Source organism: Kribbella jejuensis (assembly GCF_006715085.1).
GTDB classification, from domain to species: domain Bacteria; phylum Actinomycetota; class Actinomycetes; order Propionibacteriales; family Kribbellaceae; genus Kribbella; species Kribbella jejuensis.
Genome location: NZ_VFMM01000001.1, coordinates 579,022 through 605,218 on the forward strand (window position 1 = coordinate 579,022; position 26,197 = coordinate 605,218).

General features: G+C 68.2%; 32 protein-coding genes. 15 read left to right on the top strand and 17 right to left on the bottom strand.

Annotated features, from left to right (window positions below; genetic code table 11):
- Positions 1-4: 4 nt before the first annotated feature.
- Positions 5-508, bottom strand: coding sequence for a SigE family RNA polymerase sigma factor (locus FB475_RS02685; RefSeq protein WP_141852197.1), 504 nt, complete (start codon positions 506-508; stop codon positions 5-7).
- The gene (gene miaA, locus FB475_RS02690; RefSeq protein WP_141852199.1) at positions 495-1,472 is read right to left on the bottom strand and encodes a tRNA (adenosine(37)-N6)-dimethylallyltransferase MiaA; all 978 of its coding nucleotides are present in this window, start codon (positions 1,470-1,472) and stop codon (positions 495-497) included. The genes FB475_RS02685 and miaA overlap by 14 nt, the downstream gene beginning before the upstream one ends.
- A gap of 124 nt (positions 1,473-1,596) precedes the next feature.
- Between miaA and FB475_RS36615 the strand changes: the two genes are divergently transcribed.
- From FB475_RS36615 to FB475_RS02715, 5 genes are all read left to right on the top strand, one after another.
- Entirely contained in the window at positions 1,597-1,830 is a 234-nt protein-coding gene (locus FB475_RS36615; protein ID WP_185759027.1) for a hypothetical protein, read from the top strand.
- 130 nt (positions 1,831-1,960) lie between these two features.
- On the top strand, positions 1,961-2,200 hold the full coding sequence (locus FB475_RS02700; protein WP_141852203.1) for an antitoxin: 240 nt from the start codon (positions 1,961-1,963) through the stop codon (positions 2,198-2,200).
- A gap of 64 nt (positions 2,201-2,264) precedes the next feature.
- Positions 2,265-2,804, top strand: a complete 540-nt coding sequence (locus FB475_RS02705; RefSeq protein ID WP_141852205.1) for an MBL fold metallo-hydrolase — start codon at positions 2,265-2,267, stop codon at positions 2,802-2,804.
- A 43-nt stretch (positions 2,805-2,847) separates the two neighbouring features.
- Positions 2,848-3,423, top strand: coding sequence for a GNAT family N-acetyltransferase (locus FB475_RS02710; RefSeq protein WP_141852207.1), 576 nt, complete (start codon positions 2,848-2,850; stop codon positions 3,421-3,423).
- Positions 3,424-3,455: 32 nt separating this feature from the next.
- On the top strand, positions 3,456-3,911 hold the full coding sequence (locus FB475_RS02715; RefSeq protein WP_141852209.1) for an NUDIX hydrolase: 456 nt from the start codon (positions 3,456-3,458) through the stop codon (positions 3,909-3,911).
- Between the two features lie 21 nt (positions 3,912-3,932).
- Here FB475_RS02715 and FB475_RS02720 read toward each other — a convergent pair whose 3' ends face one another.
- Positions 3,933-4,610 carry a phosphotransferase gene (locus tag FB475_RS02720; RefSeq protein WP_185759029.1) on the bottom strand — a complete coding sequence of 226 codons (678 nt, stop codon included), beginning with the start codon at positions 4,608-4,610 and terminating at the stop codon, positions 3,933-3,935.
- The gene (gene miaB / locus FB475_RS02725) at positions 4,607-6,079 is read right to left on the bottom strand and encodes a tRNA (N6-isopentenyl adenosine(37)-C2)-methylthiotransferase MiaB (protein WP_141852211.1); all 1,473 of its coding nucleotides are present in this window, start codon (positions 6,077-6,079) and stop codon (positions 4,607-4,609) included. Before miaB ends, FB475_RS02720 begins: the two co-directional genes overlap by 4 nt.
- 100 nt (positions 6,080-6,179) lie before the next feature.
- Here miaB and FB475_RS02730 point away from each other — a divergent pair, with 100 nt between their 5' ends.
- The 5 genes from FB475_RS02730 (at position 6,180) to FB475_RS02750 (ending at position 11,169) form a co-directional block, all read left to right on the top strand.
- Positions 6,180-7,712, top strand: coding sequence for an amidohydrolase family protein (locus FB475_RS02730; RefSeq protein WP_141852213.1), 1,533 nt, complete (start codon positions 6,180-6,182; stop codon positions 7,710-7,712).
- A 122-nt stretch (positions 7,713-7,834) separates the two neighbouring features.
- Positions 7,835-8,596, top strand: a complete 762-nt coding sequence (locus tag FB475_RS02735) for an amino acid ABC transporter ATP-binding protein (protein WP_141852215.1) — start codon at positions 7,835-7,837, stop codon at positions 8,594-8,596.
- Between the two features lie 56 nt (positions 8,597-8,652).
- Complete coding sequence (locus FB475_RS02740; protein ID WP_141852217.1) at positions 8,653-9,576, top strand: glutamate ABC transporter substrate-binding protein; 924 nt, start codon at positions 8,653-8,655, stop codon at positions 9,574-9,576.
- A 76-nt stretch (positions 9,577-9,652) separates the two neighbouring features.
- A complete protein-coding gene (locus tag FB475_RS02745) occupies positions 9,653-10,300 on the top strand; it encodes an amino acid ABC transporter permease (protein WP_141852219.1) in 648 nt (215 codons plus the stop codon).
- A complete protein-coding gene (locus FB475_RS02750; protein ID WP_141852221.1) occupies positions 10,300-11,169 on the top strand; it encodes an amino acid ABC transporter permease in 870 nt (289 codons plus the stop codon). Before FB475_RS02745 ends, FB475_RS02750 begins: the two co-directional genes overlap by 1 nt.
- A gap of 51 nt (positions 11,170-11,220) precedes the next feature.
- On the opposite strand, the gene FB475_RS02755 is transcribed toward FB475_RS02750, so the two are convergent.
- On the bottom strand, positions 11,221-12,522 hold the full coding sequence (locus FB475_RS02755) for an aspartate aminotransferase family protein (RefSeq protein WP_141852223.1): 1,302 nt from the start codon (positions 12,520-12,522) through the stop codon (positions 11,221-11,223).
- Positions 12,523-12,572: 50 nt separating this feature from the next.
- Between FB475_RS02755 and FB475_RS02760 the strand changes: the two genes are divergently transcribed.
- Positions 12,573-13,676 carry an LOG family protein gene (locus FB475_RS02760; protein WP_141852225.1) on the top strand — a complete coding sequence of 368 codons (1,104 nt, stop codon included), beginning with the start codon at positions 12,573-12,575 and terminating at the stop codon, positions 13,674-13,676.
- On the opposite strand, the gene pdxY is transcribed toward FB475_RS02760, so the two are convergent.
- A complete protein-coding gene (pdxY, locus tag FB475_RS02765; protein WP_141857768.1) occupies positions 13,654-14,505 on the bottom strand; it encodes a pyridoxal kinase PdxY in 852 nt (283 codons plus the stop codon). The genes FB475_RS02760 and pdxY overlap by 23 nt on opposite strands.
- A gap of 37 nt (positions 14,506-14,542) precedes the next feature.
- On the opposite strand from pdxY, the gene FB475_RS02770 reads away from it, so the two are divergent.
- Positions 14,543-15,238: an alpha/beta fold hydrolase gene (locus tag FB475_RS02770; protein ID WP_141852227.1), complete on the top strand. Its 696-nt coding sequence runs from the start codon at positions 14,543-14,545 to the stop codon at positions 15,236-15,238.
- Positions 15,239-15,252: 14 nt separating this feature from the next.
- On the opposite strand, the gene rlmN is transcribed toward FB475_RS02770, so the two are convergent.
- The 4 genes from rlmN to FB475_RS02790 form a co-directional block, all read right to left on the bottom strand.
- Complete coding sequence (gene rlmN / locus FB475_RS02775) at positions 15,253-16,374, bottom strand: dual-specificity RNA methyltransferase RlmN (RefSeq protein WP_141852229.1); 1,122 nt, start codon at positions 16,372-16,374, stop codon at positions 15,253-15,255.
- 33 nt (positions 16,375-16,407) lie between these two features.
- Positions 16,408-16,725: an Rdx family protein gene (locus FB475_RS02780; RefSeq protein WP_141852231.1), complete on the bottom strand. Its 318-nt coding sequence runs from the start codon at positions 16,723-16,725 to the stop codon at positions 16,408-16,410.
- A gap of 61 nt (positions 16,726-16,786) precedes the next feature.
- Positions 16,787-17,458 carry a C39 family peptidase gene (locus FB475_RS02785; protein WP_141852233.1) on the bottom strand — a complete coding sequence of 224 codons (672 nt, stop codon included), beginning with the start codon at positions 17,456-17,458 and terminating at the stop codon, positions 16,787-16,789.
- A gap of 98 nt (positions 17,459-17,556) precedes the next feature.
- Complete coding sequence (locus tag FB475_RS02790) at positions 17,557-18,453, bottom strand: LLM class flavin-dependent oxidoreductase (RefSeq protein WP_202878242.1); 897 nt, start codon at positions 18,451-18,453, stop codon at positions 17,557-17,559.
- 62 nt (positions 18,454-18,515) lie between these two features.
- Between FB475_RS02790 and FB475_RS02795 the strand changes: the two genes are divergently transcribed.
- Together FB475_RS02795 and FB475_RS02800 are read left to right on the top strand one after the other, a co-directional pair.
- Positions 18,516-18,920, top strand: a complete 405-nt coding sequence (locus FB475_RS02795; protein ID WP_141852235.1) for a MarR family winged helix-turn-helix transcriptional regulator — start codon at positions 18,516-18,518, stop codon at positions 18,918-18,920.
- A gap of 28 nt (positions 18,921-18,948) precedes the next feature.
- On the top strand, positions 18,949-19,902 hold the full coding sequence (locus FB475_RS02800; RefSeq protein WP_141852237.1) for an MsnO8 family LLM class oxidoreductase: 954 nt from the start codon (positions 18,949-18,951) through the stop codon (positions 19,900-19,902).
- Here the strand turns inward: FB475_RS02800 and FB475_RS02805 are convergent.
- The 6 genes from FB475_RS02805 to rpsB all read right to left on the bottom strand — a co-directional run bounded on the left by FB475_RS02805 (position 19,892) and on the right by rpsB (position 24,702).
- On the bottom strand, positions 19,892-20,482 hold the full coding sequence (locus FB475_RS02805; RefSeq protein ID WP_141852239.1) for a GNAT family N-acetyltransferase: 591 nt from the start codon (positions 20,480-20,482) through the stop codon (positions 19,892-19,894). The two genes, FB475_RS02800 and FB475_RS02805, sit on opposite strands and share 11 nt — an antisense overlap.
- The gene (locus FB475_RS02810; RefSeq protein WP_141852241.1) at positions 20,479-21,327 is read right to left on the bottom strand and encodes a phosphatidate cytidylyltransferase; all 849 of its coding nucleotides are present in this window, start codon (positions 21,325-21,327) and stop codon (positions 20,479-20,481) included. Before FB475_RS02810 ends, FB475_RS02805 begins: the two co-directional genes overlap by 4 nt.
- Positions 21,327-21,881, bottom strand: a complete 555-nt coding sequence (gene frr / locus FB475_RS02815; RefSeq protein WP_202878385.1) for a ribosome recycling factor — start codon at positions 21,879-21,881, stop codon at positions 21,327-21,329. Before frr ends, FB475_RS02810 begins: the two co-directional genes overlap by 1 nt.
- Before the next feature lie 91 nt (positions 21,882-21,972).
- Positions 21,973-22,734 carry a UMP kinase gene (pyrH, locus tag FB475_RS02820; protein ID WP_238331930.1) on the bottom strand — a complete coding sequence of 254 codons (762 nt, stop codon included), beginning with the start codon at positions 22,732-22,734 and terminating at the stop codon, positions 21,973-21,975.
- Between the two features lie 57 nt (positions 22,735-22,791).
- A complete protein-coding gene (gene tsf, locus FB475_RS02825) occupies positions 22,792-23,610 on the bottom strand; it encodes a translation elongation factor Ts (RefSeq protein WP_141852245.1) in 819 nt (272 codons plus the stop codon).
- 117 nt (positions 23,611-23,727) lie between these two features.
- Positions 23,728-24,702, bottom strand: a complete 975-nt coding sequence (gene rpsB / locus FB475_RS02830) for a 30S ribosomal protein S2 (RefSeq protein WP_141852247.1) — start codon at positions 24,700-24,702, stop codon at positions 23,728-23,730.
- Between the two features lie 262 nt (positions 24,703-24,964).
- Between rpsB and FB475_RS02835 the strand changes: the two genes are divergently transcribed.
- Complete coding sequence (locus tag FB475_RS02835) at positions 24,965-25,774, top strand: M23 family metallopeptidase (RefSeq protein ID WP_141852249.1); 810 nt, start codon at positions 24,965-24,967, stop codon at positions 25,772-25,774.
- 3 nt (positions 25,775-25,777) lie between these two features.
- Here FB475_RS02835 and FB475_RS02840 read toward each other — a convergent pair whose 3' ends face one another.
- Complete coding sequence (locus tag FB475_RS02840) at positions 25,778-26,182, bottom strand: VOC family protein (protein WP_141852251.1); 405 nt, start codon at positions 26,180-26,182, stop codon at positions 25,778-25,780.
- Between the last annotated feature and the right edge of the window lie 15 nt (positions 26,183-26,197).

Below are 26,197 nucleotides of genomic sequence, written 5' to 3' on the forward strand. Positions count from 1 at the left end.
GGTCTCAGCTACTCCCCGTCTCTTCCGTCATCAGTTCCTTGAGGCGTTTGAGCGCCTTCGCCGTCTGGCTCTTCACCGTTCCCTCGGTGCACTCCAGGATCCGCGCGCAGCTCGCGACGTCGAGATCCTGGAAGTACCGCAGTACCAGCACCGCTCGCTGCCGGGGTGCGAGGTCCAGCAAGGCGTCCCGGACCGCCAGCGTGTCCGCCTGGTCCGGTACGTCGGTCAGCCGCGGCTCGAGCGTGTCGGCGGTCACCACCTCGGGGTGGCGGCCGGCCCGGCGGCGCTCGTCCAGGAAGGCGTTGACCAGAATGCGGTGCGCATACGGACCGGCGCCTTCGTGCTTGATCCGGTGCCAGTGCACGTACACCCGCGTGCAGGCGGTCTGGACCAGATCTTCGGCGGTGTGCACATCGCCCGCGGTGAGCAGCAACGCCGTTCGCATCAGCCTGGTGCGGTCCGCGATCAGGTACTCGCGGAACTCGGCCTCACGGTCACCCCCTCGCATCGACGGCCCCTGGGCCTTGTGTCACCTCGACTACGCCGGCGGGCCTCGTGCGGTTGCCTCGGGCTATCACTTCCATCGCCAAGTCGGGCAGATCGGGCGCGTCGTACGGCAGCCAGGTGATCCGCGGGTCCTTGCGGAACCAGGAATCCTGCCGGCGCGCGAACCGCCGGGTGGCCTGGGCGGTCCGCTCCCGGGCTTGGGCCTCGTCGATCTCACCGTTCAGCAACGCGATCACCTGCGAATATCCGAGTGCGCGGTTGGCGGTCTTCCCCTCCATCAAACCCTCGTCCAGCAGACCTCGCACCTCGGCCACGAATCCGGCGTCGAACATCCGGTCCACCCGGCGGTCGATCCGCTCGTCCAGCACCGGGCGCGGTACGTCGAGCCCGAGCTGGACCGCGCCCTCGTACACGTAGTGGTGCTCGGGCAGCGTGGCGACGTACGGGCCGCCGGTGATCTCGATGACCTCGAGCGCGCGGACGATCCGCCGGCCGTTGCTCGGCAGGATCTGCTCGGCCGCCTTCGGGTCCTTGTCCCGCAACTGTGCGTGCAGCGCGCCGGAGCCGTGCGCGTGCAGTTCGGCCTCGAGGCGGGCGCGGACCACCGGGTCGGTACCAGGAAAGACGAAGTCGTCGAGGATCGCGCGGACGTACAGCGCCGAGCCGCCGGCCAGTACCGGTACGACCTGCCGGTCGAGGCAGTCGTCGATCGCTGTGCGGGCGAGTTCCTGGAATTCGGCCACGGTCGCGGTTTCGGTGACGTCCAGAATGTCGAGCAGATGATGCGGTACGCCGTTCCGCTCCGCCGCGGTGATTTTCGCCGTACCGATGTCCATGCCGCGGTACACCTGCATGGCGTCGGCGTTGACCACCTCGCCGCCGAGGCGCTGGGACAGGGTAACGGCGAGGTCGGACTTCCCGGCCGCGGTCGGGCCCACGACCGCGACGACGAGTGGAGCAGGCATCGTTCCAGTCTGGCAGGCCCGCCACCAAGAGTTGGCCAAGAGGTCTGTACCAGCCTTGTGGATGACCCGCAAATACCGGTAGTAACCATGGGGTCGTGACATTTTCTACGGGAGGGGACAGCAAGTGACGAATTCGTTCGATGAGGAGTCGGCCAAGGACGCGCTCGGGGAGGAGGCCGAGGGCCTCACCGCGGCCAAGCGCAGCGGCGGCGACGTCGAGGCGAAGAAGAGCGGCGGGGACGTCGAGTTCGCGGCCGACACCGAGCCGGGTACCGAGTCCGGTGGCGACGTGGAGTCCGGCGGCGACGTCGAGTCCGGCGGCGGCGCGACCACGGACAGTGGCGGCGACGTAGAGTAGTACTGTTGTAGCCGTCCGCATCGTTTTGGGAACGGCGCTCGCGGGGGTCCCACAGTTCTGGCGTTGTAGGTGCGAAGATCACCGCTAGCTGTCTGTAAGCACTCAACTACGCAGGAATGGGAGCCCCGCAATGGGCATCTTCGACAAGTTCAAGGGCAAGGCCGAGGACTTGAAGGACAAGGCCACCGACCTGGTCGACGGCCACGGCGACAAGGTCGGCGAAGGCCTGGACAAGGCCGGCGACTTCGTCGACGAGAAGACGGGCGGCAAGTACGGCGACCAGATCGACTCCGGTGTCACGAAGGCCAAGGACGGCCTGGACAACCTGGACGGCCAGGACGACGACATCCCGAACAACCCGCCCGCCTGAGCCTCAACCGGAAGGGCCGCAAGCATCGCGCTTGCGGCCCTTCTGTCTGTCTACGATCCTTTGCATGGTTGACCTCCAGCTGACCGTCCTCGGGTGCGCGACGCCGTACCCGGCCGCTGACAATCCGTGCTCCGGCTATCTCGTGACCTCCGGAGCGGCGGACCGGCTCGCCGGGTTCCTGACGAACGGGCCGCGGCGCAGTCCGATCGAGTCCGCTTTCGAGATCACCGAGTTGTACGACGGGCAGACGGCGACGGTCGGCGGTGTCGAGCTGACGTCGCGGGCGGTGGAGCACGGGCTGCCGGCGTTCGGCGTACGAGTGGAAGGGGCGGGACGGTCACTGGTGTACTCGGGCGACACTGCACCCTGCGCGGCGTTGAGCGAGCTCGCGGACGGGTGCGACGTACTGCTGTGTGAGGCAGGCGGAGACGACCCTGCCCATCACACGGCTGAGCAGGCAGGCGACAGCGCGGCGGGAGCTGGGCGGTTGATCGTCACGCATGTCGCCCGGCCCATCGCCCCGGCGGAGGCTGCGGCGCGGGCCGCGACGCGGTACGACGGGCCGGTGGAGTACGCCGTGCCGGGGGCGACGTACCGGATGTGATTTCCGGACGGGGATCGTCCGGATGCCGTCGTACCGTCGTCTCATGGTGGCACTCGATCAACTGACGGTGCGGGCGCTGTCGGCGGACACATGGGACGCGTTCGCGGCGCTCGCGGAACGACACAACGGGGTGTGGGGCGGGTGCTGGTGCACGTGGTTCCACACCATGCACAACGAGAAGACCTTCGACGCCGTGAGCAACCGCGACACGAAGCACCGGCTCGTGCTCGAAGGTCGCGCGCACGCGGCGCTGGTGTTCGACGGGGAACTCGCGGTCGGTTGGCTCGAGTACGGGTCGCCGGTGGAACTGCCGAACATCTACCACCGCAAGGAGTACGAGGCGGGGCTGGAACGGCTGCCGGACTACCGGCTGACCTGCTTCTTCACCGACCGCAACTACCGCCGCCAGGGCGTCTCCGCCGTCGCCCTCCGCGGCGCCCTCTCCCTGATCGCCGATGCCGGCGGTGGATTGGTCGAGGCCTACCCGCAAGACACCGCCGGCAAGAAGATCACCGCCTCGTTCCTCTACAACGGCACCCGCTCCCTCTTCGAACAAGCCGGCTTCACCTACCAACGCCCCAAGGGCAAGAACCACTGCGTCATGACGAGGACCGTGTGAACGCTGTCGGTAGGAGTCATTAGGGTCGGGGTATGGATCGGTTTCGGGTGGTGCCTGCGGCTTATGTGGTGGTTCGGCGGGGGGACGAGGTGTTGTTGTTGCTGCGGGCCAATACCGGCTACATGGATGGGTACTGGGCGATGCCGGCCGGGCACGTGGAGCAGGGTGAATCGGTGGTGGCGGCCGCCGTCCGGGAGTTGAAGGAGGAAGTCGGGATCGACGTCGACCCGGTGGATCTGGTGCCGGTGACGGCGATGCACCGGACCGGGGGAAACGGGGATCCGATCGACGAACGGGTGGACTTCTTCTTCACGACGTCGAAGTGGTCCGGTGAGCCGCGGTTGATGGAACCGGACAAGGCCGCCGGCCTCGAGTGGTACTCACTCGACAAGCTTCCGAACCCGCTGGTGCCCCATGAGGCACGAGTGCTAGCGGCCTTGGCCGACGGCAGCGGCCTTCCCGCGGTGATCGCCCAGGGTTTCGCCTGAGCCGGCGCAGTTCTTGAATACTTAGAGGTAGGAACGGATGAGCTCGTCCTGCGCGGGTAGCAGGGCGAGTTCGGCGGGGGTGAGGGTCGGGTTGTTGCCGCGGGCCCGTAACGCGGCGGGGAGGCCGGGGGTCGGGTCGATCGAGTGGGCGAGGTACGCGGCGAGCGACTCGCGCAGCAGCGGTGAGAGCTCGGCCCATTCCGGATCGAGCACGACCTGCGCGAGGATGACAGCGCTCATCGCGACGTCGAACTCGGCCGGCCCCTCCTCCGCGTTGCGCCAGTCGATCACCATCGGGCCGTCGGCAGCCGAGATCACGTTGAACGGATGTAGATCGCCGTGCACCACGGTCAGTCCGGCCGCGCCACTCGGAGCGGGGATCGCGTGCAGGCGCCGGTGCAGATCGGCCTGCACCACCCCGAGCTCAGCCGGACTGAGCTCGCCCGCGATCACGGCCTCGCCGAGCGTCGGCCCGGAGATCCGCTGCATGACCATGTCCGCGCCGCTGATCTCACCGACCGCCGGGACCGGGTAGTCGTACTTCGCGACGTGGCGCATGTAGTCGGCCTCGTCCCGCACCGGGTGCCCGTCGCGGTACCGCCGCAGCACCCAGTCGTCGTCGATCGCGTACACGTCCGCGTCCCGCCCGGCCGCGAACGGCTCTGCTCCCGGCGGAAGCAGAGCGGACAGACCCGTCATCCGACCTGGCAGCCGCCGGCTGCCGGCTCGAAGCGCTTGGCTCCGACCGTCGGCATCCCGAGCATCACGCCCGGAGCCTGGGCCGGTGCGTCCTGGGCACGCTGCCACGCGTCGCCGGCGCGCGTACGGCGTACCGCGCCGAAGACGTCCGCGACCAGATGGTGCGGAGCGGCGTACGTGATCTCGACCGTCGCCATGTCGCCCGGCCGCGGCGCCTCGACGCCCTCCGGTACGGCGAAGTGGACGAGCCGGTTGTCCGCGCCACGGCCGCTGAGCCGGTGCGTGCTCGCGTCCTTGCGCCCCTCCCCCTCCGCGACGAGCACCTCGACCGAACGCCCGACGAGCAGCTTGTTCTCCGCCCAGGCCAGATCGTCCTGCAACGCGACGAGACGCTCGTACCGCTCCTGGACGACCTCGCGCGGGACCTGGTTCTCCATCGACTCGGCCGGCGTCCCGGGACGCTTCGAGTACTGGAAGGTGAACGCGCCCGCGAACCGCGCCTGCCGGACCACGTCGAGGGTGCCCTGGAAGTCCTCCTCGGTCTCCCCCGGGAACCCGACGATGATGTCGGTGGTGATCGCCGCGTCGGGCATCGCCGCCCGCACGTCCTCGATGATCTTCAGGTAGCGGTCCCGGCGGTACGAACGCCGCATCGCCTTCAGCACGGCATCCGACCCGGACTGAAGCGGCATGTGCAGCGAGTGCATCACGTTCGGCGTCTCGGCCATCGCCTCGATCACGTCCGCGGTGAAGTCCCGCGGGTGCGGCGAGGTGAACCGGACCCGCTCCAGGCCGTCGATCGAGCCGCACGCGCGGAGCAGCTTCGAGAACGCGTACCGGTCGCCGAACTCCACGCCGTACGAGTTCACGTTCTGCCCGAGCAGGGTCACCTCGAGCACGCCTTCGGCGACCAGCGCCTCGACCTCGGCGAGGATCTCGCCCGGCCGGCGGTCCTTCTCCCGGCCGCGCAGCGACGGCACGATGCAGAACGTGCAGGTGTTGTTGCAGCCGACGCTCACCGACACCCAGGCGCTGTACGGCGACTCGCGCCGGGCCGGCAGCGTCGACGGGAACACCTCGAGCGCCTCGAGGATCTCGACCTGCGACTCCTGCTCGACCCGGGACCGCTCCAGCAGCGCCGGCAGCGAACCGATGTTGTGCGTCCCGAACACCACGTCGACCCAGGGGGCCTTCCGGGTGATCGTCGCCTTGTCCTTCTGCGCCAGGCAGCCGCCGACGGCGATCTGCATGCCGGGTTTGCGCGCCTTCACCGGCGCCAGGTGGCCGAGGTTGCCGTACAGCTTGTTGTCGGCGTTCTCGCGGACCGCGCAGGTGTTGAAGACGACGACGTCGGCCTCGTCCCCCTCGGGCGCGCGGACATAGCCCGCGTCCTCCAGCAGCCCGCGCAGCCGCTCGGAGTCGTGGACGTTCATCTGGCACCCGTAGGTGCGGACCTCATAAGTACGCATGACAGCCACCAAGAGTACGTGCCGGGGTAGACATTTCCCTACCTGGGCCAACGGCCTGACACCCCTGACCGTGACACCCGTGCGGAGAATAGTGAGGGGCATGAACAGTTCTCGTCGTCAGTTTCTCGCCCGTACCGCCGCCGGCGCCGCCGTCCTCGCCGGCGGCGGCTTCACGACCGCGAACGCCACCACGACCACCACTACCCGGCCCCCGCGGATCACCGCGCTCACCGATGTCACCGTCATCGACGTCGCCTCCGGCCGGAAACGCCCGCACCAGACCGTGCTGCTGAGCGCCGACCGGATCATCGGTGTCGGCCGGATCCAGGTCCCGCGCGGCGCCGTCGAGATCAACCTGACCGGGAAGTACGTCATCCCTGGTCTCGCCGACATGCACGTCCACAGCCTCGGCGACGAGCGCGTCTCGCCACCTCTCTATCTGGCCAACGGCCTGACCACCGTCCGCGAGATGGCCGGCACCAACCCGATGCTGTACGACTGGCGCGACCGGATCGCGGCCGGCACGCTGCTCGGCCCGCGGATGGTCGTCGCGAGCAACATCATCGACGGCGACCCGACGCTGTGGGATCCGAACCTGATCAAGGTCATCGTCGTCGACGGCGCCGCCGACGCCCGCGCCGCCGTCCGCCGGGTGAAGAACGAGGGCGCCGACTTCGTGAAGGTGTACTCGCGGCTGAGCCGGGAGTCCTGGCTCGCGATCATCGACGAGGCGCGCGAGGTCGGCCTGACGGTCCACGGCCACGGGCCCGATCAGGTCTCGCCGAAGGAGGTCAGCAACGCCGGCCAGCGCAGCATCGAACACATCCACTCGCTCGGGCTGGCGGTATCAACCCGGGAGGCCGAGGTACGGCGGATGCTGCTCGGGATCAAGGTGGGGACCGGCGACTACAACGGATGGTTCCGGCAACTGCACCCGATCGAGTGGATCGCGGCGAACACGTACAGCCCGTCCCGCGCCGCGGACGTGTTCGGCACGCTGCGCCGCAACGGCACCCGGGTCACGCCGACGCTGACCATGCACAGCGTCCTCGACCAGATCGACTACACCCGCCTGGACCCGGCGCTGGCGAAGTACATGAGCGAGGACTCGATCGGTACGTACGACTACGTCATCCAGAACCTGTACGCCGCCAATCGCACCGCGGAGGAGATCTCCCACCAGCATCAGATGTGGGCGTGGCGGCAGCGGTTCGTGCGCGAACTGTTCGAACACGACGTACCGATCATGGCCGGCACCGACACGGGTACGCCGTACTCCGTCCCCGGCTTCGCGCTGCACGACGAACTGGAGCACCTGGTCGGCGCGGGCGCGACGCCGCGGCAGGCGCTGTACGCCGCGACCGCCGAACCGGCCAAGTTCCTCGGTCTGCACACGCAACTGGGATCGGTCGAGGCAGGCAAGATTGCGGACCTGGTTGTATTGGACGCCGATCCATTGACCGACATCCAGAACAGCCGCCGGATCAACACGGTCGTCACCAGAGGCCGGATCATCTCCCCCGCGGCTCGTCAGCAACTGCTCGCCGGCGTCGAAGCGGCCGTCAAGGAACCGCCGACCGGCGCGACGCTCGCTGCAGGTGGTTGTTGCGGAACCGGGGCAACCGCACACTGAAGCACACACCGGAGCGGACCGTGATCAGCGCATCACGATCCGCTCCGGTTTATTGCAGATCGTTACCACCGTGGGACCCCCCAGGCCTGCGACCGCACCCCCTGCTCCGCTAGGTTCTGGCCATGAGCGATTCCGGCACCGTGACGAAAACAGGTCTGGTCGCCCTCACCGGCGTCAACAAGCATTTCGGCGATCTGCACGTCCTGAAGGACATCAACCTGTCCATCGACGAGGGCGAAGTGGTCGTCGTGATCGGCCCGTCCGGGTCCGGCAAGTCGACGCTGTGCCGCGCGATCAACCGGCTGGAGCCGATCGATTCCGGCAGCATCACGCTCGACGGCCAACCCCTGCCCAGCGAGGGCCGCGCACTGGCGAAACTACGCGCCGACGTCGGCATGGTCTTCCAGTCGTTCAACCTGTTCGCCCACAAGACCATCCTCCAGAACGTCACCCTGGGCCCCATCAAGGTCCGCGGGACGGACCCGAAGCAGGCCGAGAAGCGGGCCATGGAACTGCTCGAGCGGGTCGGCGTGGCCACCCAGGCCTCGAAGTTCCCGGCCCAGTTGTCCGGAGGCCAGCAGCAGCGCGTGGCGATCGCGCGCGCCCTGGCCATGGACCCGAAGGTCATCCTGTTCGACGAGCCCACGTCGGCGCTCGACCCCGAGATGATCCAGGAGGTCCTCGAGGTGATGGTCGACCTGGCCAAACAAGGCATGACGATGATCGTGGTCACACACGAGATGGGCTTCGCCCGGACCGCGGCGAACCGGGTGGTGTTCATGGCCGACGGCGAGATCGTCGAGCAGGCCGACCCGGAGGCCTTCTTCACCAATCCGACCTCCCGGCGGGCCCAGGACTTCCTGGGCAAGATCCTCAAGCACTGAGCCCTCGAGCTCCGCCCGCAGCCGTACCAGCAACGAAACGAAGGGGAACCCTGATCATGAGAATGCGCACCCTCGTCGCCACGGTAGGCGTCGCAGCTCTCGCGCTGACCGCCGCCGCCTGTGGCAAGGACGAGCCGAGCGCCGGCGGTGGCAACGGTGGCGGCGCGTCCGACTCCTGTGGCGACCTGCACAAGTTCACCACCGCGAGCGGCGTCGACGTGGCCGGTAGCCCGACCTTCACCAAGATGAAGTCGGCCGGCAAGGTGACCGTCGGTGTCAAGGCCGACCAGCCGAATCTCGGGTACAAGGACGCGGACGGCAAGCGCTGCGGCTTCGACATCGAGGTGGCCCGGATGGTGTCGGCCGGCCTCGGGTTCGACCCGGACAAGATCGAGTACAAGGAGATCCCGTCCGCGAACCGTGAGACCGCGATCGCCGGTGGAGAGATCGACTACTACGTCGGCACCTACTCGATCACCGACAAGCGCAAGAAGCAGGTCTCGTTCGCCGGGCCGTACTTCATCGCCGGCCAGGACCTGCTGGTCCGCAAGGACGACACGTCGATGGACGCGGGCAAGACCGCGCTGAAGGGCAAGAAGGTCTGCTCGGCGACCGGTTCGACGCCGATCCAGCGGGTGAAGGACGAGCAGCTCACCGAGGCGAGCAACATCTCCGAGTTCAAGACCTACTCGGAGTGCGTCTCCCAGCTGCTGGACAAGAAGGTCGACACGGTCACCACCGACGACGCGATCCTGAAGGGCTACGCGGCCACCGCGCCCGACCAGCTCCGTGTGGTAGGCAAGCCGTTCAGCACTGAGAAGTACGGCATCGGCCTGCCCCTCGCCGACAAGGCGCTGCGCGACAAGGTGAACTCCATCCTGGAGACCTCCGCGTCGGACGGCACCTGGAAGGCGATCTACGGCGAGACGCTCGGCAAGTCGGGTTCGGACTCGACCCCGCCGCCGCTCGAGAAGTACTGATCCATCAGCTGGCCGCGGCGACCTGTTCAGGTCGCCGCGGCCGGATTCTGTTCCTGTACGCAAGAGGAAGGTCGCGATGTTCTCGGTCCTCACCGACAACTGGCCACTGTTCCGGGACGGCTTCTGGCTGACGATCCGCCTGTTCGTGGTGTCCGGCGTACTCAGTCTCGTGCTCGGCACGCTGCTGGGTGCGTTCCGCGTCTCGCCGGTACCGGCCCTGCGGGGCTTCGGTACGGGTTACGTCAACATCCTGCGGAACACTCCGCTGACGTTGGTCTTCGCGTTCCTGTTCTTCGGCGCCGCCAAGATGCAGCTCGCGCTGCCGAACCCGTTCTGGACCGCGGTCGGCGCGCTGACGATCTACACGTCGGCGTTCATCTGTGAGGTGGTCAGGTCGGGCGTCAACACGATCGCCCCGGGCCAGTCCGAGGCCGCCCGCGCGGTCGGGATGTCGTTCTTCCAGGTGCTCACGATCGTCGTGCTGCCACAAGCGTTCCGGGCAATCATCCCGCCGTTGATGAGCGTGCTGATCGCGCTGCTGAAGAACACCACGATCGCGGCCGGCTTCTCGGTCGCAGAGGCCGGCGCGATCCCGGCCGCGATGTCCGAACGCGGTGAGAACCAGCTGCTCACGCTGCTCTGGATCACGATCGGCTTCCTGATCCTGATCGTGCCGCTGATCTTCCTGCAACGGTGGGCCGAACGACGGACGGCGGTGGCCTGATGAGCTCAGTCCTGTACGAGACCCCCGGCCCCCGGGCGAAGGTCCGCAACCGGATCTCCAACGTCGTGGTCGTGGTTGTGCTGCTCGGAGCACTCGCCTGGCTGATCCACCGGATGTACGTGCACGGTCAGTTCGAGGGACGGCTGTGGCGGCAGTTCGAGTACAAGGCGATCCAAAAGGAGCTGCTGCACGGCCTCCTCAACACGCTGAAGGCTGCCGGGCTCGCGGCCGTGCTGGCCCTGCTCTTCGGCGCGGTGTTCGCGGCGGCGCGGATCAGCGACCACAAGTGGGTGCGGACACCGGCGACGCTGATCGTGGAGCTGTTCCGCGCGGTGCCACTGCTGATCCTGATGTTCTACTTCTATTTCGGGAACATCCAGTTCAACCTCGGGCTGGGCCCGTTCTGGGCGGTCGTCTTCGGACTGACGCTGTACAACGGGTCGGTGCTGGCGGAGATCTTCCGGGCCGGTATCGCCGCCGTACCGAAGGGACAACGAGAGGCCGCGTACGCGCTCGGTCTGCGGAAGAACCAGGTTGTCCGGCTGGTCTTGTTGCCGCAGGCAATCAGTGCGATGCTGCCCGCGATCGTCAGCCAGCTCGTCGTCCTGCTGAAGGACACCGCGCTCGGCTTCATCATCACGTACGGCGAACTGCTGTACGTCGCGAAGCAGATGGGCGGCCGGCTCGGGTACGGCTTCCCGTACATCCCGACGTACATCGTCACCGCGGTCATCTACATCGGCCTCTGCTCGCTGCTGTCCCTGCTGGCCCGCTACCTCGAGGGCCGCTCCCGCCGCCGCCGCAAGATCACCGGCGCCCCACCCCCACTCCCCCTGACCAACGACCCCGGCCAAGGCGCCCCGATCTGAGCAGTCAGAAGGCCTCTCCTCGCGTTCGCGGGAGAGGCCTTCCGCTTGTTGTCAGCGCAGGGTGCCGAAGGAGTCGCGGATGATTTCCAGGGCTTCGGCGGCCTCTTCTTCGGTCAGGGTCATGGGTGGGGCCATCCGGAGGACGTTGCCGTAGAGGCCGCCCTTGCCGATCAGGAGGCCGCGGTTCTTGGTCTCCTGCTGGAGTTTGGTGGTGGCGGCCGGGTCGGGGGTGTTGTCGTCGGGCTTGACGATCTCGGCGGCGAGCATCAGGCCCTTGCCGCGGACGTCGCCCAGTTCGGGGAACTCGTCGGAGATCCCGCGCAGGCCGTCGGCCAGTTGGGCGCCGCGCTTGGCCGCGTTCGCCTGTAGGTCCTTGTCGAGCAGGTAGTCGATCGTCGCCTTGGCCGCGGTCGTCGAGATCGGGTTGCCGCCGAACGTCGACAGCGAGTTCGCCTTGATGCTGTCCATCAACTCAGCTTTTGCGACCACCCCGCCGATCGCGAACCCGTTGCCGAGGCCCTTCGCGAACGTCATCGCGTCCGGTACGACGTCGTGCGCCTGAATACCCCAGAAGTGGTCGCCGGTCCGGCCCCACCCGGTCTGCACCTCGTCGGAGATGAACAGGATCCCGTACTCGTCCAGGACCTCCTTGAACGCGGCGTACAGCCCGTCGGGCGGCGAGGAGAATCCGCCGACGCCCTGGATCGGCTCCGCGATCAGGCACGCCACGTCCCCGGACGTGGTCGTCTGGATGACGTCGCGCAGATCGTCGACGCACACCTTGATGTACTCGGCGTCCGGTAGGTCACGGAACGGGCTGCGGTACCGGTACGCGCCCTGGACGTACTGCACGTTGACCGGCGACAGGCTGCTCGCGGACCAGCCGCGGTTGCCGGTGATCGCGACGGTGCCGAACGCGCGGCCGTGGTAGGAGTTGCGCATCGCCAGCACCTGGTTCGAGCGGCGCGCCTGAGTGGCCAGCAGGAGGGCGGTCTCGTTCGCCTCGGTACCGGAGTTCGCGAAAAACACCTTCGCGTCCGGGATCCCGGACAGCTCCGCGATCTGTTCGGCCAGCTCGATCTGCTTGCGGATCAGGTACACCGTCGAGGTGTGCGCGATCCCGGTGCCGAGCTGTTCGCGGACCGCCTCGGAGATCTCCGCGATGTCGTAGCCGATCGCGTTGGTCAGGATGCCGGCGAAGAAGTCGAGGTACGTGTTGCCCTCGCCGTCGGTCACCCGCCGGCCGGAGCCCTGCACGAGCTCGATCGGCTCCTCGTAGTACAACGCGAGCCATGCCGGCATGACGGCCTTGTGACGCTCCCAGAGCTCCGCATGTGTCTTCGCGTTTGTCATGGTCCAACCATTACCTCAAGTCATGAGGCACGTCCATTACCGTTCTCTGCGTGACGTTGCCGAGCATCCCGCATGTGGACATCGAGTCGCTGGAGCACTTCGACCGGTTGCTGGCGGCCGGCGCCAGCTCGATGGCCGGCTGGCGGGTACAGTCCGTCGATCTGACCGGTCGTACGGCGCAACTCCTCGGGCTGAAGCCCATGGGTTCGGTGTTTCTCGGCTGCGCGCTGGAGGACGAGGCGGACGCGTGGGTACGCGACGGCGGCGGGCTGGTGTTCCCCGCGATCCCGGAGCTGCCGTTCGACGCGTACCGCGGGCGGCTGTACGACGCGGACGAGCTGTATGCGGGGCTCGAGCACGGGTACGACGCCACACCGGACGCACAGATCTACGCGTGGTCCCGGCAGCACGACGAGAAGGGCGACACCAGCCGTACGTTGGCAGCGGCCCTGCACGACCACGCGATCGCGGACGCTCTCACGGAACTGCCTGCAGATAGGTCGTGGGTCGGCGTGATGGGAGGTCACGGCGTACTGCGTGGTTCCTGGGACTACCGGTCTGCCGTTCTCCTGGGCCGTACGCTGGCCCGCCGAGGGCATGTGGTCGTCACGGGAGGCGGTCCGGGCGCCATGGAGGCCGCGAACCTCGGGGCTTCGCTGGCGGCGTACGACGACACCACTGTGGAGCACGTGCTCACACGGCTGTCCGCAGTACCGTCCTTCCGCCCGTCGATCGCCGCGTGGGCTACTGCCGGTCTAGACGTACGACGGGAGTTCCCGGGCGACGGTGGTGTCTCCGTGCCGACGTGGTTCTACGGTCACGAGCCGCCGAACGTCTTCGCGTCCTCGATCGCCAAGTACTTCTCCAACGCCCAACGCGAGGACGTCCTGCTCAGCCGGGCCCGCGGCGGCATCATCTACCTCCCCGGAGCCGCAGGCACCGTCCAGGAAGTCTTCCAAGCCGCCACCCCCAACTACTACGGCGACGCGGCCACCCACATCCCCCTGGTCCTGGTCGACATCAACCACTGGACCACGACACTCCCTGTCTGGCCCCTGCTCCAGTCCCTGGCCGCCACCCGCCCGATGTCCATCCACCTCGTCCCCACCATTGACGAAGCGGCGGAACTCGTCAGCGGACCCGCTGGGGTTTGAACTCGAGCTTCGGGTTGGCGTAGGCGTCCTGGGACTCCACGAGCTGCAGTTCGCGTTCGCCGGACTCGTACGTGCGTGTCAGGAGGTCGAACACGCTCGACGTGGTCCGCGCCAGGGCCTCGGCCAGATCACCGGTACGGCGGTAGTGCGCCGTGAACAGCGCCGCCGTCACGTCGCCGGAGCCGTTCGCCTTCATCGGGATGTACGGCGTCTGCACCAGCCACGCGCCGCTGTCGTCGACCGCAAGCATCTCGATCGTGCCGTCCTCGCGATCGGGCCGCTCGACGCTCGTGACGAGCACCGTCCGCGGGCCGGTCGCGCGGACCAGGTCCACCGAGGCCAGCGTCGACTCGAGCGTGTCCGGCTCGGTACCGGTCAGGAAGCCGAGCTCGAACTGGTTCGGCGTGATGATGTCGGCCGCCGGCACCACCCGGTCGCGCAGCAGCACCGGAATCGCCGGCGCGACGAAGCACCCGGACTTCGCGTTGCCCATCACCGGGTCGCACGAGTACACGGCGTCCGGGTTGGCCGCCTTCACCCGCTCGACCGCCTCGAGAATCACGTCCGCGATCCCCTCACCGCCCTGGTAACCCGACAGCACCACGTCGATCTGCGGCAGCACGCCGCGCTCCTCGATGCCGAGCAGCACCTCGCGGACGTTGTCCGGACTGATCATCGGCCCACGCCACGCCCCGTAGCCGGTGTGGTTCGAGAAGTTCACCGTGTACACCGGCAGAACCTCCACACCGATCCGCTGGAGCGGGAACACCGCCGCCGAGTTCCCCACATGCCCGTACGCCACCGCAGACTGAATCGACAGGATCTTCACCGCCCGATCATCCCATTCGTCGTCTACTGTGCGCGGCATGGGTGAGTACGTACTGGTACCAGGCGCACGACTGGGAGCCTGGGTATGGGACGCCGTCGCGGAGCGCCTGCGGAGCGCGGGACACGCGGTGTACGCCGTGACGCTGAGCGGTCTTGCGGAGGGCGATACGGATCGAGTGGGCCAGCAACAGCACGTCGACGACATCGTCTCGGTCGTCGAGGGCAACGAGTTGTCCGACGTGGTGCTGGTCGGGCACAGCTACTCCGGGATCCCGGTCGGGCAGGCCGCCGGTCGGATCGTGGATCGGCTTCGGCGGGTGGTGTACGTCGACTCGAGCATCCCGGCCGACGGGTTGTCGTTCGCGGACGCCTGGGCCGAGGAGGACCGGGCCTGGCTGGAGGACCAGCTCACCGATGGCGACGGCACGTGGCTGCCTGCCGGCGCGGAGTACTTCGTCGACCAGGATCTGTCCGAGCAAGCGATCAACCTGCTGGCAACCCGCAGTACGCCGCATCCCGGCCTGACGCTGACCGAACCGGCGCGGTTGACCAGGCCGATCGATGAGCTGCCGACGACCTACATCAAGTGCCTGATGGCAGGCGACACACCCTCCCCGGACGTGCAGCAGGCCCTGAAGTCACCGCAGTGGGAGTTGACCGAGCTACGCACCGGCCACTGGCCGATGCTCTCGCAGCCCGACGAACTGGCAAAGATCCTCGCCGAACTCAGCTGAGCGGCGGTTCAGCTTCAGGACTTGCTTGCGGCCGCGAGCTGGCCGCAGGCGCCGTCGATCTCCTGGCCGCGGGTGTCGCGGACCGTCACCGGGATCCCGCCGGCCTCGAGCCGCCGGACGAACTCGCGCTCGTCGGCCGGGTCGGACGCGGTCCACTTCGAGCCGGGCGTCGGGTTCAGCGGGATCAGGTTGACGTGCACCCACGCCCAGTCGCCCCGCGCGCGGAGCTTCTCCGCCAGCAGGTCGGCCCGCCAGGCGTGGTCGTTGATGTCGCGGATCATCGCGTACTCGATCGAGACCCGGCGCTTGGTCTGCTGCGCGTACCCCCAGGCGGCGTCCAGCACCTCGTCGACGTTCCAGCGGTTGTTGATCGGTACGAGCTCGTCGCGCAGTTCGTCGTCCGGCGCGTGCAGCGACAGCGCCAGCGTGACCGGGATCCCCTCGGTGGCGAGCTGGTTGATCCGCGGCACCAGGCCGACCGTGGAGACAGTCACGCCACGCGCCGAGATCCCCAGCCCCTCCGGCGACGGATCGGTGAACCGGCGGACCGCGCCGATGACGGCCTTGTAGTTGGCCATCGGCTCGCCCATGCCCATGAAGACGATGTTCGAGACCCGCCCCGGACCGCCGGCGATCTCGCCGCGGGCGAGCGCCCGCGCACCGTCGACGACCTGCTCGACGATCTCCGCGGTGGTCATGTTCCGCGTCAGGCCGCCCTGGCCGGTCGCGCAGAACGGGCACGCCATCCCGCAGCCGGCCTGCGAGGACACGCACATCGTCACGCGGCCCGGATACCGCATCAGAACCGACTCGACCAGCGATCCGTCGAGCAGCTTCCACAGCGTCTTGCGGGTCTCGCCGTTGTCGCACTCGAGGTCGCGGACGCGGGTCAGCAGCGGCGGCATCAGGTCCGCGACCAGCTTGTCCCGGGTCGCGGCCGGCAGGTCGGTCATCTCGGCCGGGTCGGAGACCAGCCGGGAGAAGTAGTGGTTCGACAGCTGCTTGGCCCGGAACGCGGGCTCACCGAGCGCTTCGACCGCGGTCCGCCGTTCCTCCCCGGAGAGATCGGCCAGGTGCCGCGGCGGCTTCTTGGCACGGCGCGGCTCATCGAAAACAAGAGGCAGGGAGGTAGACATAACCGACCTATTGTCGCCCGCCGGTACGGTGCTTCACAAATTCACATCCCCAGCGTGCTGCGGATCACTTTCCTTGCGATCGGAGTGCCCGAGCTTGCGATCCGGGGCGATCCGGTCCCGGACCAGTTGCTTGAGCAACGGCAGTTCGGCGAACCCGCCCTCGGCCTTGCGCGACCAGAGCAGCTCCCCGTCCAGGCTGATGTCGAACACGCCGCCGGTCGACGGCACCAGCGCGACCTCGCCGAGTTCCTTCGGGAACGTCGTCAGCAACTCCTGTGCGGTCCACGCGGCCCGCATCAACCATCGGCACTGCGTGCAGTACACGATCTCCAACCGCGGCGCGAGGCTCATACACAGCAGTATCGCGGCGAGACCGGCCGGGGCGGCGACCGGTCTCACGGCTCGGCGTCCGTCAGGCCGAATAGCCCTTCGGCGGGATGAGTGTGGCGAGCTGGTTGAAGGTCAGCCAGTACGTCGCGGTCGGCGCGAAGCCGGCCGGGTCCGCGATCAGGACGGTCTGGTCGCTGTCGTCGTACCCGATCACGGTGAAGTAGTGGTAGATCGTGTAGTTCGGGTAGCCCGGCGGGTGGTTGTTGGCCGGGGCAACGATGTTGGCGACGATCGGGTAGTTGTTGTTGATGTCCAGGACCACGTCACGCCAGAGCAGATCGCGCTGGGCCTGGGTGGGCGGGTCGTTCGGCATCTCCTTGGTCTCGTACCAGCCGGTGCCGAGGTGGTTGTTGAGTACCCGGGTCACCTGCCCGATCCAGTCCGTGCCGTTGGTCGTAGTCGGCAACTCGTTGGCCAGTTGCTGCTGGCTCGGCGGCGAGATCCGCGCGGACAGCGCGATCCGGGTCGCGGCCGGGCCGCACCAGTAGCCGGTCTGCTGGTACTGGAAGTCGATGTTGAGCGTCCGGAGCGTCTGCGTCGAGTAGCCGAGCTTCGGTACCGGCTTGCTCGCTGCGACCCGCTCCGCCGAAACAGTGGTCTGTGGTACGGCGGTGGCTGCGTTGACGGGGAGAACGGCGGCTGCGATCAGGGCGAGACCGCCGAGGGCGGCCTTGAACTTCGTCGTGGGAATCATGTCAGCTCCTCACTGGGACGACCGGGGCGGATCATCCTGTGTTTGATGCTGACACACCACGTCGCGCTGCGGTGAAAAAATCACCGCACGTTTCGATCTCAGTGGAAAGGGTCGACAATTTCCCGGATCAGCCAGCGCACGACGTGCTCCGGGTACGGCCGCGGCAGCGACAGCACGATGTGGTCGAAACCCAGTCCGACAGCCTGCTCGACGATCGCCCGCGTCCCGGCCGGGTCGTCGTACGAGACGATCTGCTGCAGTGAACGGCTCACCGTCGACGGGTCGCGGCCGATCCGCTCGCATTCCATGTCGAGCCGGTGCACTCGGTCGGCGAGCGTGGCGAAGTCGGTGTGCGGCGGGCCGCTGATGTTCCACTGGTCGGCGTACCGCGCGACCAGCCGGAGCATGCGGTTGCCCCAGCCGCCGATCAGCAGCGGCGGGCCGCCCTGCTGAACCGGCTTCGGCGAGTTCCGGTTGCGCTCGAGGGTGTAGTACCGGCCGTGGTAGTCGAACTCGTCCTCGGTCCACATCCTGCGCAGGATCTGGATCGTCTCGCGCAGCCGGTCGACGCCCTCCCCCGGCGGCACCAGCGTCAGCCCGTACGCGGCGTACTCCTCGATCGCCGGGTTCGGCCCCGGGACGCCGCTCAGACCGGCGGATTGGTGGGTGCCGCCGACGCCGAGGCCCATGATCAGGCGGCCGCCGGAGATCACGTCGAGCGTGCTCGCGATCTTCCCGAGCACGGCCGGCGGGCGGATCCGGTTGCTCGTGACGAGCAGGCCGAGGCGGAGCCGGGTGGTCTGTGCCGCGAGCGCGGTGAGCAGGGTCCAGCCTTCGAGGACGTCGCCGTCCTTCGGGCCGGCCAGCGGGAGGAAGTGGTCCCAGAGCCAGGCGTCGCGGAGTTGCGGGTACTCGTCGGCCTCGAGCCAGACGCGCCGGATGTCGGCGTACGGGACATGCATCGGAGTGGTCTTCAGACCGAAGGTCGGTGGCATAATCGTCAGTGTAACTGATGATCAGTTATCCTGACGATCAGCAAGCCGGTAGATTGTCTTATATGCCATCCGACCGGCTGGGGTATCTCCTCAAACACGTCCTTGCGCGACTCACCGAGACCCAGACCCAGGCGCTCGCACCGCACGGGCTGAATGGGCGTGACCTGGCGGTACTGTCGGCGGTCGCGTCGGGCGAGCCGCTCTCCCAGCTCGAGGTGGCGGCGCGGCTCCGGGTCGATCGGACGTCGATCGGCGATCTGCTGGACGGGCTGGAGGAGCGCGGCTTCGTCGAACGCCGGCGGAGCGCGGAGGACCGGCGGCGCAACGTCGTCGTACTCACGTCGCTTGGTGAGTCCACGTTCGCCGCCGCCGAACGGGTACGGCTGGAGGTGGAGCAGTCGTTCCTGGCTCCTCTTGCCGACGCGGAGCGTTTCCGCGACGACCTGCGGCTGCTCCTCGGGGAATGACGTCTCCTGCAGGCCCGTTGGACTCTGCATGCTCTCCGTCCCGCTGTCAGTTCTGGATCGCTCCCGGACGCGTGTGGGCGAGTCGGAGGCCGCGACCTTGCGGGCGACGGTGGACGTGGCGCAGCAGGTGGAAGACCTTGGCTACAAGCGCTTCTGGGTGTCAGAGCACCACAGTGTGCCGGGCGTGGTCGGCTCCGCTCCCACGGTCCTTGCGGCGGCTGTTGCCGCGCGCACTGATCGGATCCGGGTCGGTACGGGCGGTGTGATGCTGCCGAACCACAACCCGCTCATCGTGGCGGAGCAGTTCGGCGTACTCGAGTCGCTGTATCCGGGCCGCATCGACATGGGCCTCGGTCGTTCGGTCGGCTTCACCAACGGCGTACGACGGGCGCTCGGTGTGGAGAAGGACGCCGCCGACGACTTCGCGGATCAGGTTCGCGAGCTTTTGGGCTACTTCGCCGGGAAGTCCGATGTCCACGCGCGCCCAGGCGAGGGTTTGCGGATCCCGCCCTTCATCCTTGCCGTAGGTGAAGGCGCCTCAATCGCAGCAGCATTGGGTCTCCCCGTGGTGCTGGCCAACCGACCGGATTCGCCGGAGTTGGCAGCGCAGTACCGGGAGTCCTTCCAGCCCTCGGACTGGAAGCCCACCGTCATCCTCGCGGTCACGGCAGCCGTGGCCGACACGACCGCCGCCGCCCGTGAACTGTTGTTGCCCGAGGCATGGGCCACCGCCTACTCGCGCACCCGCGGTGTCTTCCCGCCGCTCCAGCCGGACATCCCGACCACGATGACCGCCCGCGAACAGGAACTCTTCGACCGGGCCATCGACGGCCAGCTCTACGGGACCGCTGCGGAAGTACGCGACGCGCTGAGCGACCTGGTCCTGCGGACAGGTGCCGACGAGCTGCTGATCACCACGAACACCTTCGACCGGGCCGCGCTGCTGGCGAACTACGCGGCGCTGGCCGAGCTCACCGGCTGATCCGGTCCTCGAGCCGCTTCCGCACGTCCGGCCACTCGTCGGCCAGGATCGAGAACACCACGGTGTCGCGGAACGAACCGTCCGCCTGCCGCATGTGCCGTCGCAGCACGCCCTCGCGGGTCGCGCCGAGCTTGGCGATCGCTGCCTGCGAACGGGTGTTCTTCAGGCCGGTCTGGATCTTCACGCGGCCGAATCCGCAGGTCTCGAAGGCGTGCTCGAGCAGCAGCAGCTTCGTCGCCGGGTTTACCACCGTTCCCCACACGGCCGGCGCGTAGCCGGTCCAGCCGAGGTGGATCCGCTCGTTCGGTACGTCGACGTCGCCGAGGCTCGACGTACCCACAACGGTGCCGTCGGCAACCAGGCGGACCACGTACGCGAACCGCTTGGCCGACGCCGGGATCCACGTCGCGCGCATGTCCTCCGCGCTGGTCGGCATCGCCGCGGGGCCGCCTCCGAAGCCGCTCGCGTACACCTGCTCGTTGCCGATCGCGGCGTACAGCTCGTCGATGTCGGAGGGCTGCATCCGATCCAGCCGTACGACGTCGCCGACCAGCGACCGTCCGTCGGGGGCAGTAGTCATGCTTTCACCAGGAGATGTAGGAGGAGCCACACAATCGGCGCGGTCGCGAGCAGCGAGTCGAGGCGATCCATCACGCCGCCGTGACCGGGCAGCAGGTTCGACATGTCCTTGATGCCGAGGTCGCGCTTGATCATCGACTCGCCGAGGTCGCCGACCGTCGCCGTCAGCACCGCGACCGCACCGACGATCGCGCCGACCCACCAGTCGCCGTGCAGCAGGAAGATGACGGCCGCGATGCCCGCACCGATGCACGCGAGTGCCGAGCCGGTGAAGCCCTCCCAGGACTTCTTCGGGCTGATCGTCGGCGCCATCGGGTGCTTGCCGAACAGCACACCGGCCACGTAGCCGCCGACATCGCTGGCGACCACGACCAGGATGAACGTCACCACCCGCCCTGGGCCGTCCGCGTCCGGCTGCACCAGCAGCACCGCGAAACCGGCGAGCAACGGCACGTACCCGATCAGGAACACTCCGGCCGACACGTCGCGGACGAAGCCGACCGACCCGCCCGGCATCCGCCAGAACAGCGTGCCGAGGATCGTGCCGCCGAGCGCGACCAGCAGCGCCATCGGGCCGCCGAAGTACGCCGCGACCAGCATCGCCGTCGTACCGACGAACAGCGGCACCTTCGGGATCATCGCGCCGCCGGTGCGCAGGGCCTTGATCATCTCGTCGACCGCGACCAGGATCGTCGCCAGCACCAGCACGACGAACAGGGACTTCTGCCAGTACAGCGATCCGAGGATCAGCGCGCCGAGCCCGACGCCGACCGCGATCGCGGCCGGCAGATTGCGCCCGGCGCGGCTCGGGCTGGGACTCGGCGCGGGCGTGCTGTCGACGCCCATCACACCTCGAGCAGTTCGGCTTCCTTGTGCTTGAGCAGCTCGTCGATGGAGTCGACGTACTTCTTCGTCAACCCGTCGAGCCGCTTCTCAGCACTCTTGCCCTCGTCCTCGCCCGCCTCGCCGTCCTTGACCGTCTTGTGCACCTGGTCCATGGCGTGCCGGCGGATGTTGCGGACCGAGACCTTGGCGTCCTCGGCCTTGGTCTTCGCGACCTTGATGTACTCCTTGCGCCGCTCCTCGGTCAGGGCCGGCAGCACGACCCGGATCACCGCGCCGTCGTTGCCCGGGTTGACCCCGAGGTCGGAGTCGCGGATCGCCTTCTCGATCGCGGCCATCGCGCCCTTGTCGTACGGCGAGATCAGCACCGTGCGGGGCTCCGGGACCTGGAAGCCGGCCAGCTGCTGCAGCGGTGTCGGGCTGCCGTAGTAGTCGGCCAGGATGCCCGCGAACATCTGCGGGTGGGCGCGGCCGGTGCGGATCGCGGCGAAGTCGTCCTTGGCAACCTCCACGGCCTTCGCCATCTTCTGGTCGGCATCGCGGAGAGCTTCGTCGATCACGACATTCCTCGCTTCCTCTGGGCCGCCTCGGCGCGGCCACGTGTGTCCCGATCCTAGTCGTACGGGGCGTACAGCCGGTTATCGGGGTTTATTGCCCCCGGGAGACGACGGTACCGATTTTCTCGCCGTGGATGACCCGCTCGATGTTGCCCTCTTCGAGCCCGAAGATCACGATCGGCAGCGCGTTGTCGCGGGCCAGGCTGATCGCGGTGGCGTCGGCGACCCGGAGACCGCGGGCCAGGAAGTCGTCGTACGAGAGCTGGTCGAACTTGACGGCGTCGGGGTTCTTCTTCGGGTCGGAGTCGTACACGCCGTCCACACCCTGCTTGCCCATCAGCAGCGCCTCGGCGCCGACCTCGAGCGCCCGCTGCGCGGCGACGGTGTCGGTGGAGAAGTACGGCATACCGGAGCCGGCGCCGAAGATCACCACGCGGCCCTTCTCCAGGTGCCGCTCGGCCTTGCGCGGGATGTACGGCTCGGCGACCTGACCCATCGTGATCGCGGTCTGCACCCGGGTCTCGATGCCGAGCTTCTCCAGGAAATCCTGCAGGGCCAGGCAGTTCATCACGGTGCCGAGCATGCCCATGTAGTCGGCCCGGTTCCGCTCCATGCCGCGCTGCTGCAGCTCGGCCCCGCGGAAGAAGTTGCCGCCGCCGACCACCACGGCGACCTGTACGCCGGCCCGCGCCACGTCGGCGATCTGCCTGGCGATCGAGTTCACCACGTCCGGGTCGACGCCGAGCTTGCCGCCGCCGAACACCTCACCGGACAGCTTCAGCAGCACGCGGTGGTAGGCGGGAGAGAACGGCGGAGAGGCCGGACTCGTCTCGGTACCCAGGGTTTCCGTCACGATTCCGGCCTCCTCGTTCGTTGCTTCGTTGCCTGTGCGCTCAGATCCTCGACGGAATCAGGCGCCGACCTCGAAGCGGGCGAACCGCTTCACGGTGACACCGGCCTCGTCCAGCACGGCCTTCACGGTCTTCTTGTTCTCCGTGACCGACGGCTGCTCGAGCAGCACGACCTCCTTGAAGAAGCCGTTCACCCGGCCCTCGACGATCTTCGGCAGGGCGCCCTCGGGCTTGCCCTCCTCGCGGGCGGTCGCCTCGGCGATCCGCTTCTCGTTCTCGACCGTCTCGGCCGGGACCTCGTCGCGGGTGGTGTACAGCGGGCGCATCGCGGCGGCCTGCATGGCGGCGCCACGGGCAGCCTCGACGTTGTCACCCTCGAACTCGACCAGCACGCCGACCTGAGCCGGCAGGTCGGCGGCACGCTTGTGCATGTACGCCGTCACCTGGCCGTCGAACACGGCGACCTTGCCCAGCTCGAGCTTCTCGCCGATCACCGCGGCCAGGGCCTCGATGTTCTCGGCCACCGACTTGCCGTCGGAGAGCTTCTCGTTGAGCAGGCCCTCGACGTCACCGACCTTGCTGGCCGCGGCGTGCGCGACGATGTCGGCGGCGAGCTGCTGGAACTGCTCGTTCTTGGCGACGAAGTCGGTCTCGCAGTTGAGCTGGACCAGCGCGTTCTCCGCCGCGGCCACCAGGCCGTTGGTGGCGGACCGCTCGGCGCCGCGCTTCTGGGCCTTGGCCGCGCCCTTGATGCGCAGCTCCTCGATCGCCTTCTCGAAGTCGCCGTCGGTCGCCTCGAGCGCCTTCTTCGCGTCCATCATGCCCGCGCCCGTGGTGTCGCGGAGCTTCTTCACGTCAGCGGCGGTGTAGTTCGCCATTCCTCGTTCTCTCGTCTTGTCGGTGCTGGTGGGGACTGTGGCCGGCTGCCGGCGCGGACCGTCGTAGCAGGTCCGGAGGCGGGCCGCCCGGGCTGTGCCGGGCGGCCCACTGGCAACTCAGGCCTCGTCGGACTTCTCGGACGCCTCGGCCGGGCTCACCGGCACGACCGGGGTGTCGTCGGCGGCGGCGACGGTCTCCGCGACCGCACCGGACTCGGCAACCGGCGGGTTGTCGGCCACGGCGTCGGTGGCCGCGGCAGCCTCGACAGCCTCGGTGGCCTCCGCGGCAGGCGCCTCGGCGGTCTTGGCGGTGCCGTTCTGGCTCTCCAGCAGCTCCCGCTCCCAGGCGGCCAGCGGCTCCTCCTGGCCCAGCTCCTCGCCGGCGGCGGCGGAGCCCTGGCCGGAGCGGCCCATCAGACCGTCCGCGACGGCGTCGGCGACGACCCGGGTGAGCAGGCCGACCGAGCGGATCGCGTCGTCGTTCCCCGGAATCGGGTAGTCGACCTCGTCCGGGTCGCAGTTGGTGTCGAGGATGCCGATGATCGGCAGCTTCAGCTTGCGCGCCTCGTCGACCGCGAGGTGCTCCTTCTTGGTGTCCACGATCCACACGGCGGCCGGAACCCGGGCCATGTCACGGATACCGCCGAGGGTCTTGAGCAGCTTGTCGTGCTCGCGACGCTTCTGCAGCAGCTCCTTCTTGGTGACACCGGAGGCGGCGACGTCGTCGAAGTCGATGAGCTCGAGCTCCTTGAGACGCTGGAGCCGCTTGTTCACGGTCTGGAAGTTGGTCAGCATGCCGCCCAGCCAGCGCTGGTTCACGTACGGCATCCCGACCCGGGTCGCCTGCTCGGCGATCGCTTCCTGGGCCTGCTTCTTGGTACCGACGAACAGGATCGCGCCGCCGGAGGCCACCGTGCTGCGGACGAACTCGTACGCACGGTCGATGTAGGACAGCGACTGCTGCAGGTCGATGATGTAGATGCCGTTGCGCTCGGTGAGGATGTAGCGCTTCATCTTCGGGTTCCAGCGCCGGGTCTGGTGCCCGAAGTGCACGCCGCTCTCGAGCAGCTGCTTCATGGTCACGACGGCCATGAGGGTCTCCTTTTGCGGCCCGGGAACGTTGCGTTCCGGGCCTGGTTCTCGGTTGTCCCGCCACGGATCGGGTGACCCGCGGCTCCTGATGCCCGTCGCGCCGATCCACCCGGAGCGAGCTCCAGGACCGAGGACCGTCACAGTTGGTGCGGGCATGCGTAGTCGCCCCACCTAGATGGGACGCCACCGGAAGTGTACGTGACCCGCCGCCCGCAACGCGAACCGGGCGCCGTTGTCCACAATCTCGCGATCACCGGTCCGAATGGCTGCCGAACTCGGCATCTTCTCCGGCATGAACATCGTCGCCCTACCCATCAACTGGCAGGCCGAGCCACCCCCGGCGTACGTCGCCGCCGGAGCAGGCCCCGCCGCCGACTGGCCGCTCCAGCCGCGACCCGACGTCGTCCACGGGTTCGAGTTGCCCGCGAAGCCGTGGCTGCCGGGCCACCGCGGCGTCGACCTCCTCGGCCGCCCCGGCCAACCCGTCCTCGCCGCCACCCCCGGCACCGTCACCTACGCCGGCCCGCTCGCCGGCCGCGGCATCGTCACGATCACCTACGGCGCCCGCCGCACGACGTACGAGCCCGTCGTAGCCGACGTACCGGTCGGCACCCCCGTGCAACCCGGCACCGTCATCGGCCACCTCTCCACCGCAGGCTCCCACTGCCCACCCCAACCCTGCCTCCACTGGGGCCTACTCCAAGCCAACCAATACCTGAATCCCCTCTCCCTACTCCCCCACCCACCCGTCCGCCTACTCCCCCTACTCCCCTCCTCGCAACCCACCACCCCACCCACCCCACCACCAGCCCCCGCCCCACCAGCCGCCGCCCCACCGCCAGCGCCCCAACCTGCGCCCGCCCCACAACCCCCGCTCACCCCACGGGCCGGCCCCGCCCCACAGTCAGCGCTCCTCCAGCAGCCGGCGCTCCATCGACAGGCTCCGTTCGAGGGGACTCCACGTGCGGCGATCGGCAACTCGACTGACCGGAATCGGCGGGCGGCGAGGCTCCTCGCCGCGGCCACGGCTGTCCTGACGCTGACCGCCGGCCTGCTGATCAGGCGCCAGTGAGCCTCACGCGTACGGCAGGTTGAGCTGCCACGACACCCCGAACCGGTCGTTGACCCACCCGAACCTCTTGCTGAACCCGTACTCACCCAGCGGCATCAACGCGCCACCACCCTCGACCAGGGCGTTGTACAGCCACTCGAGCTCGGCCTCGTCCGCACAGTCCACGAAGAGCGACATCGAAGGCGTGAAGGTGAATCCATGGTGCTGGAAGCTGTCACTGCACATGAACTGCTGCCCGGCCACGCGGAACACGGCCACCATCACCGACCCCTCCGGCCCGGGGCCTTCGGCGCCGTACTTGTTCATCGACACCACCTCGGCGTCGTCGAACAGCGACAGGTAGAAGTTCATCGCCTTCTCCGCGCCGCCCTCGAACATCAGGAACGTCTTGATCTGCTGCTCGACCATCGGTCATCTCCTACA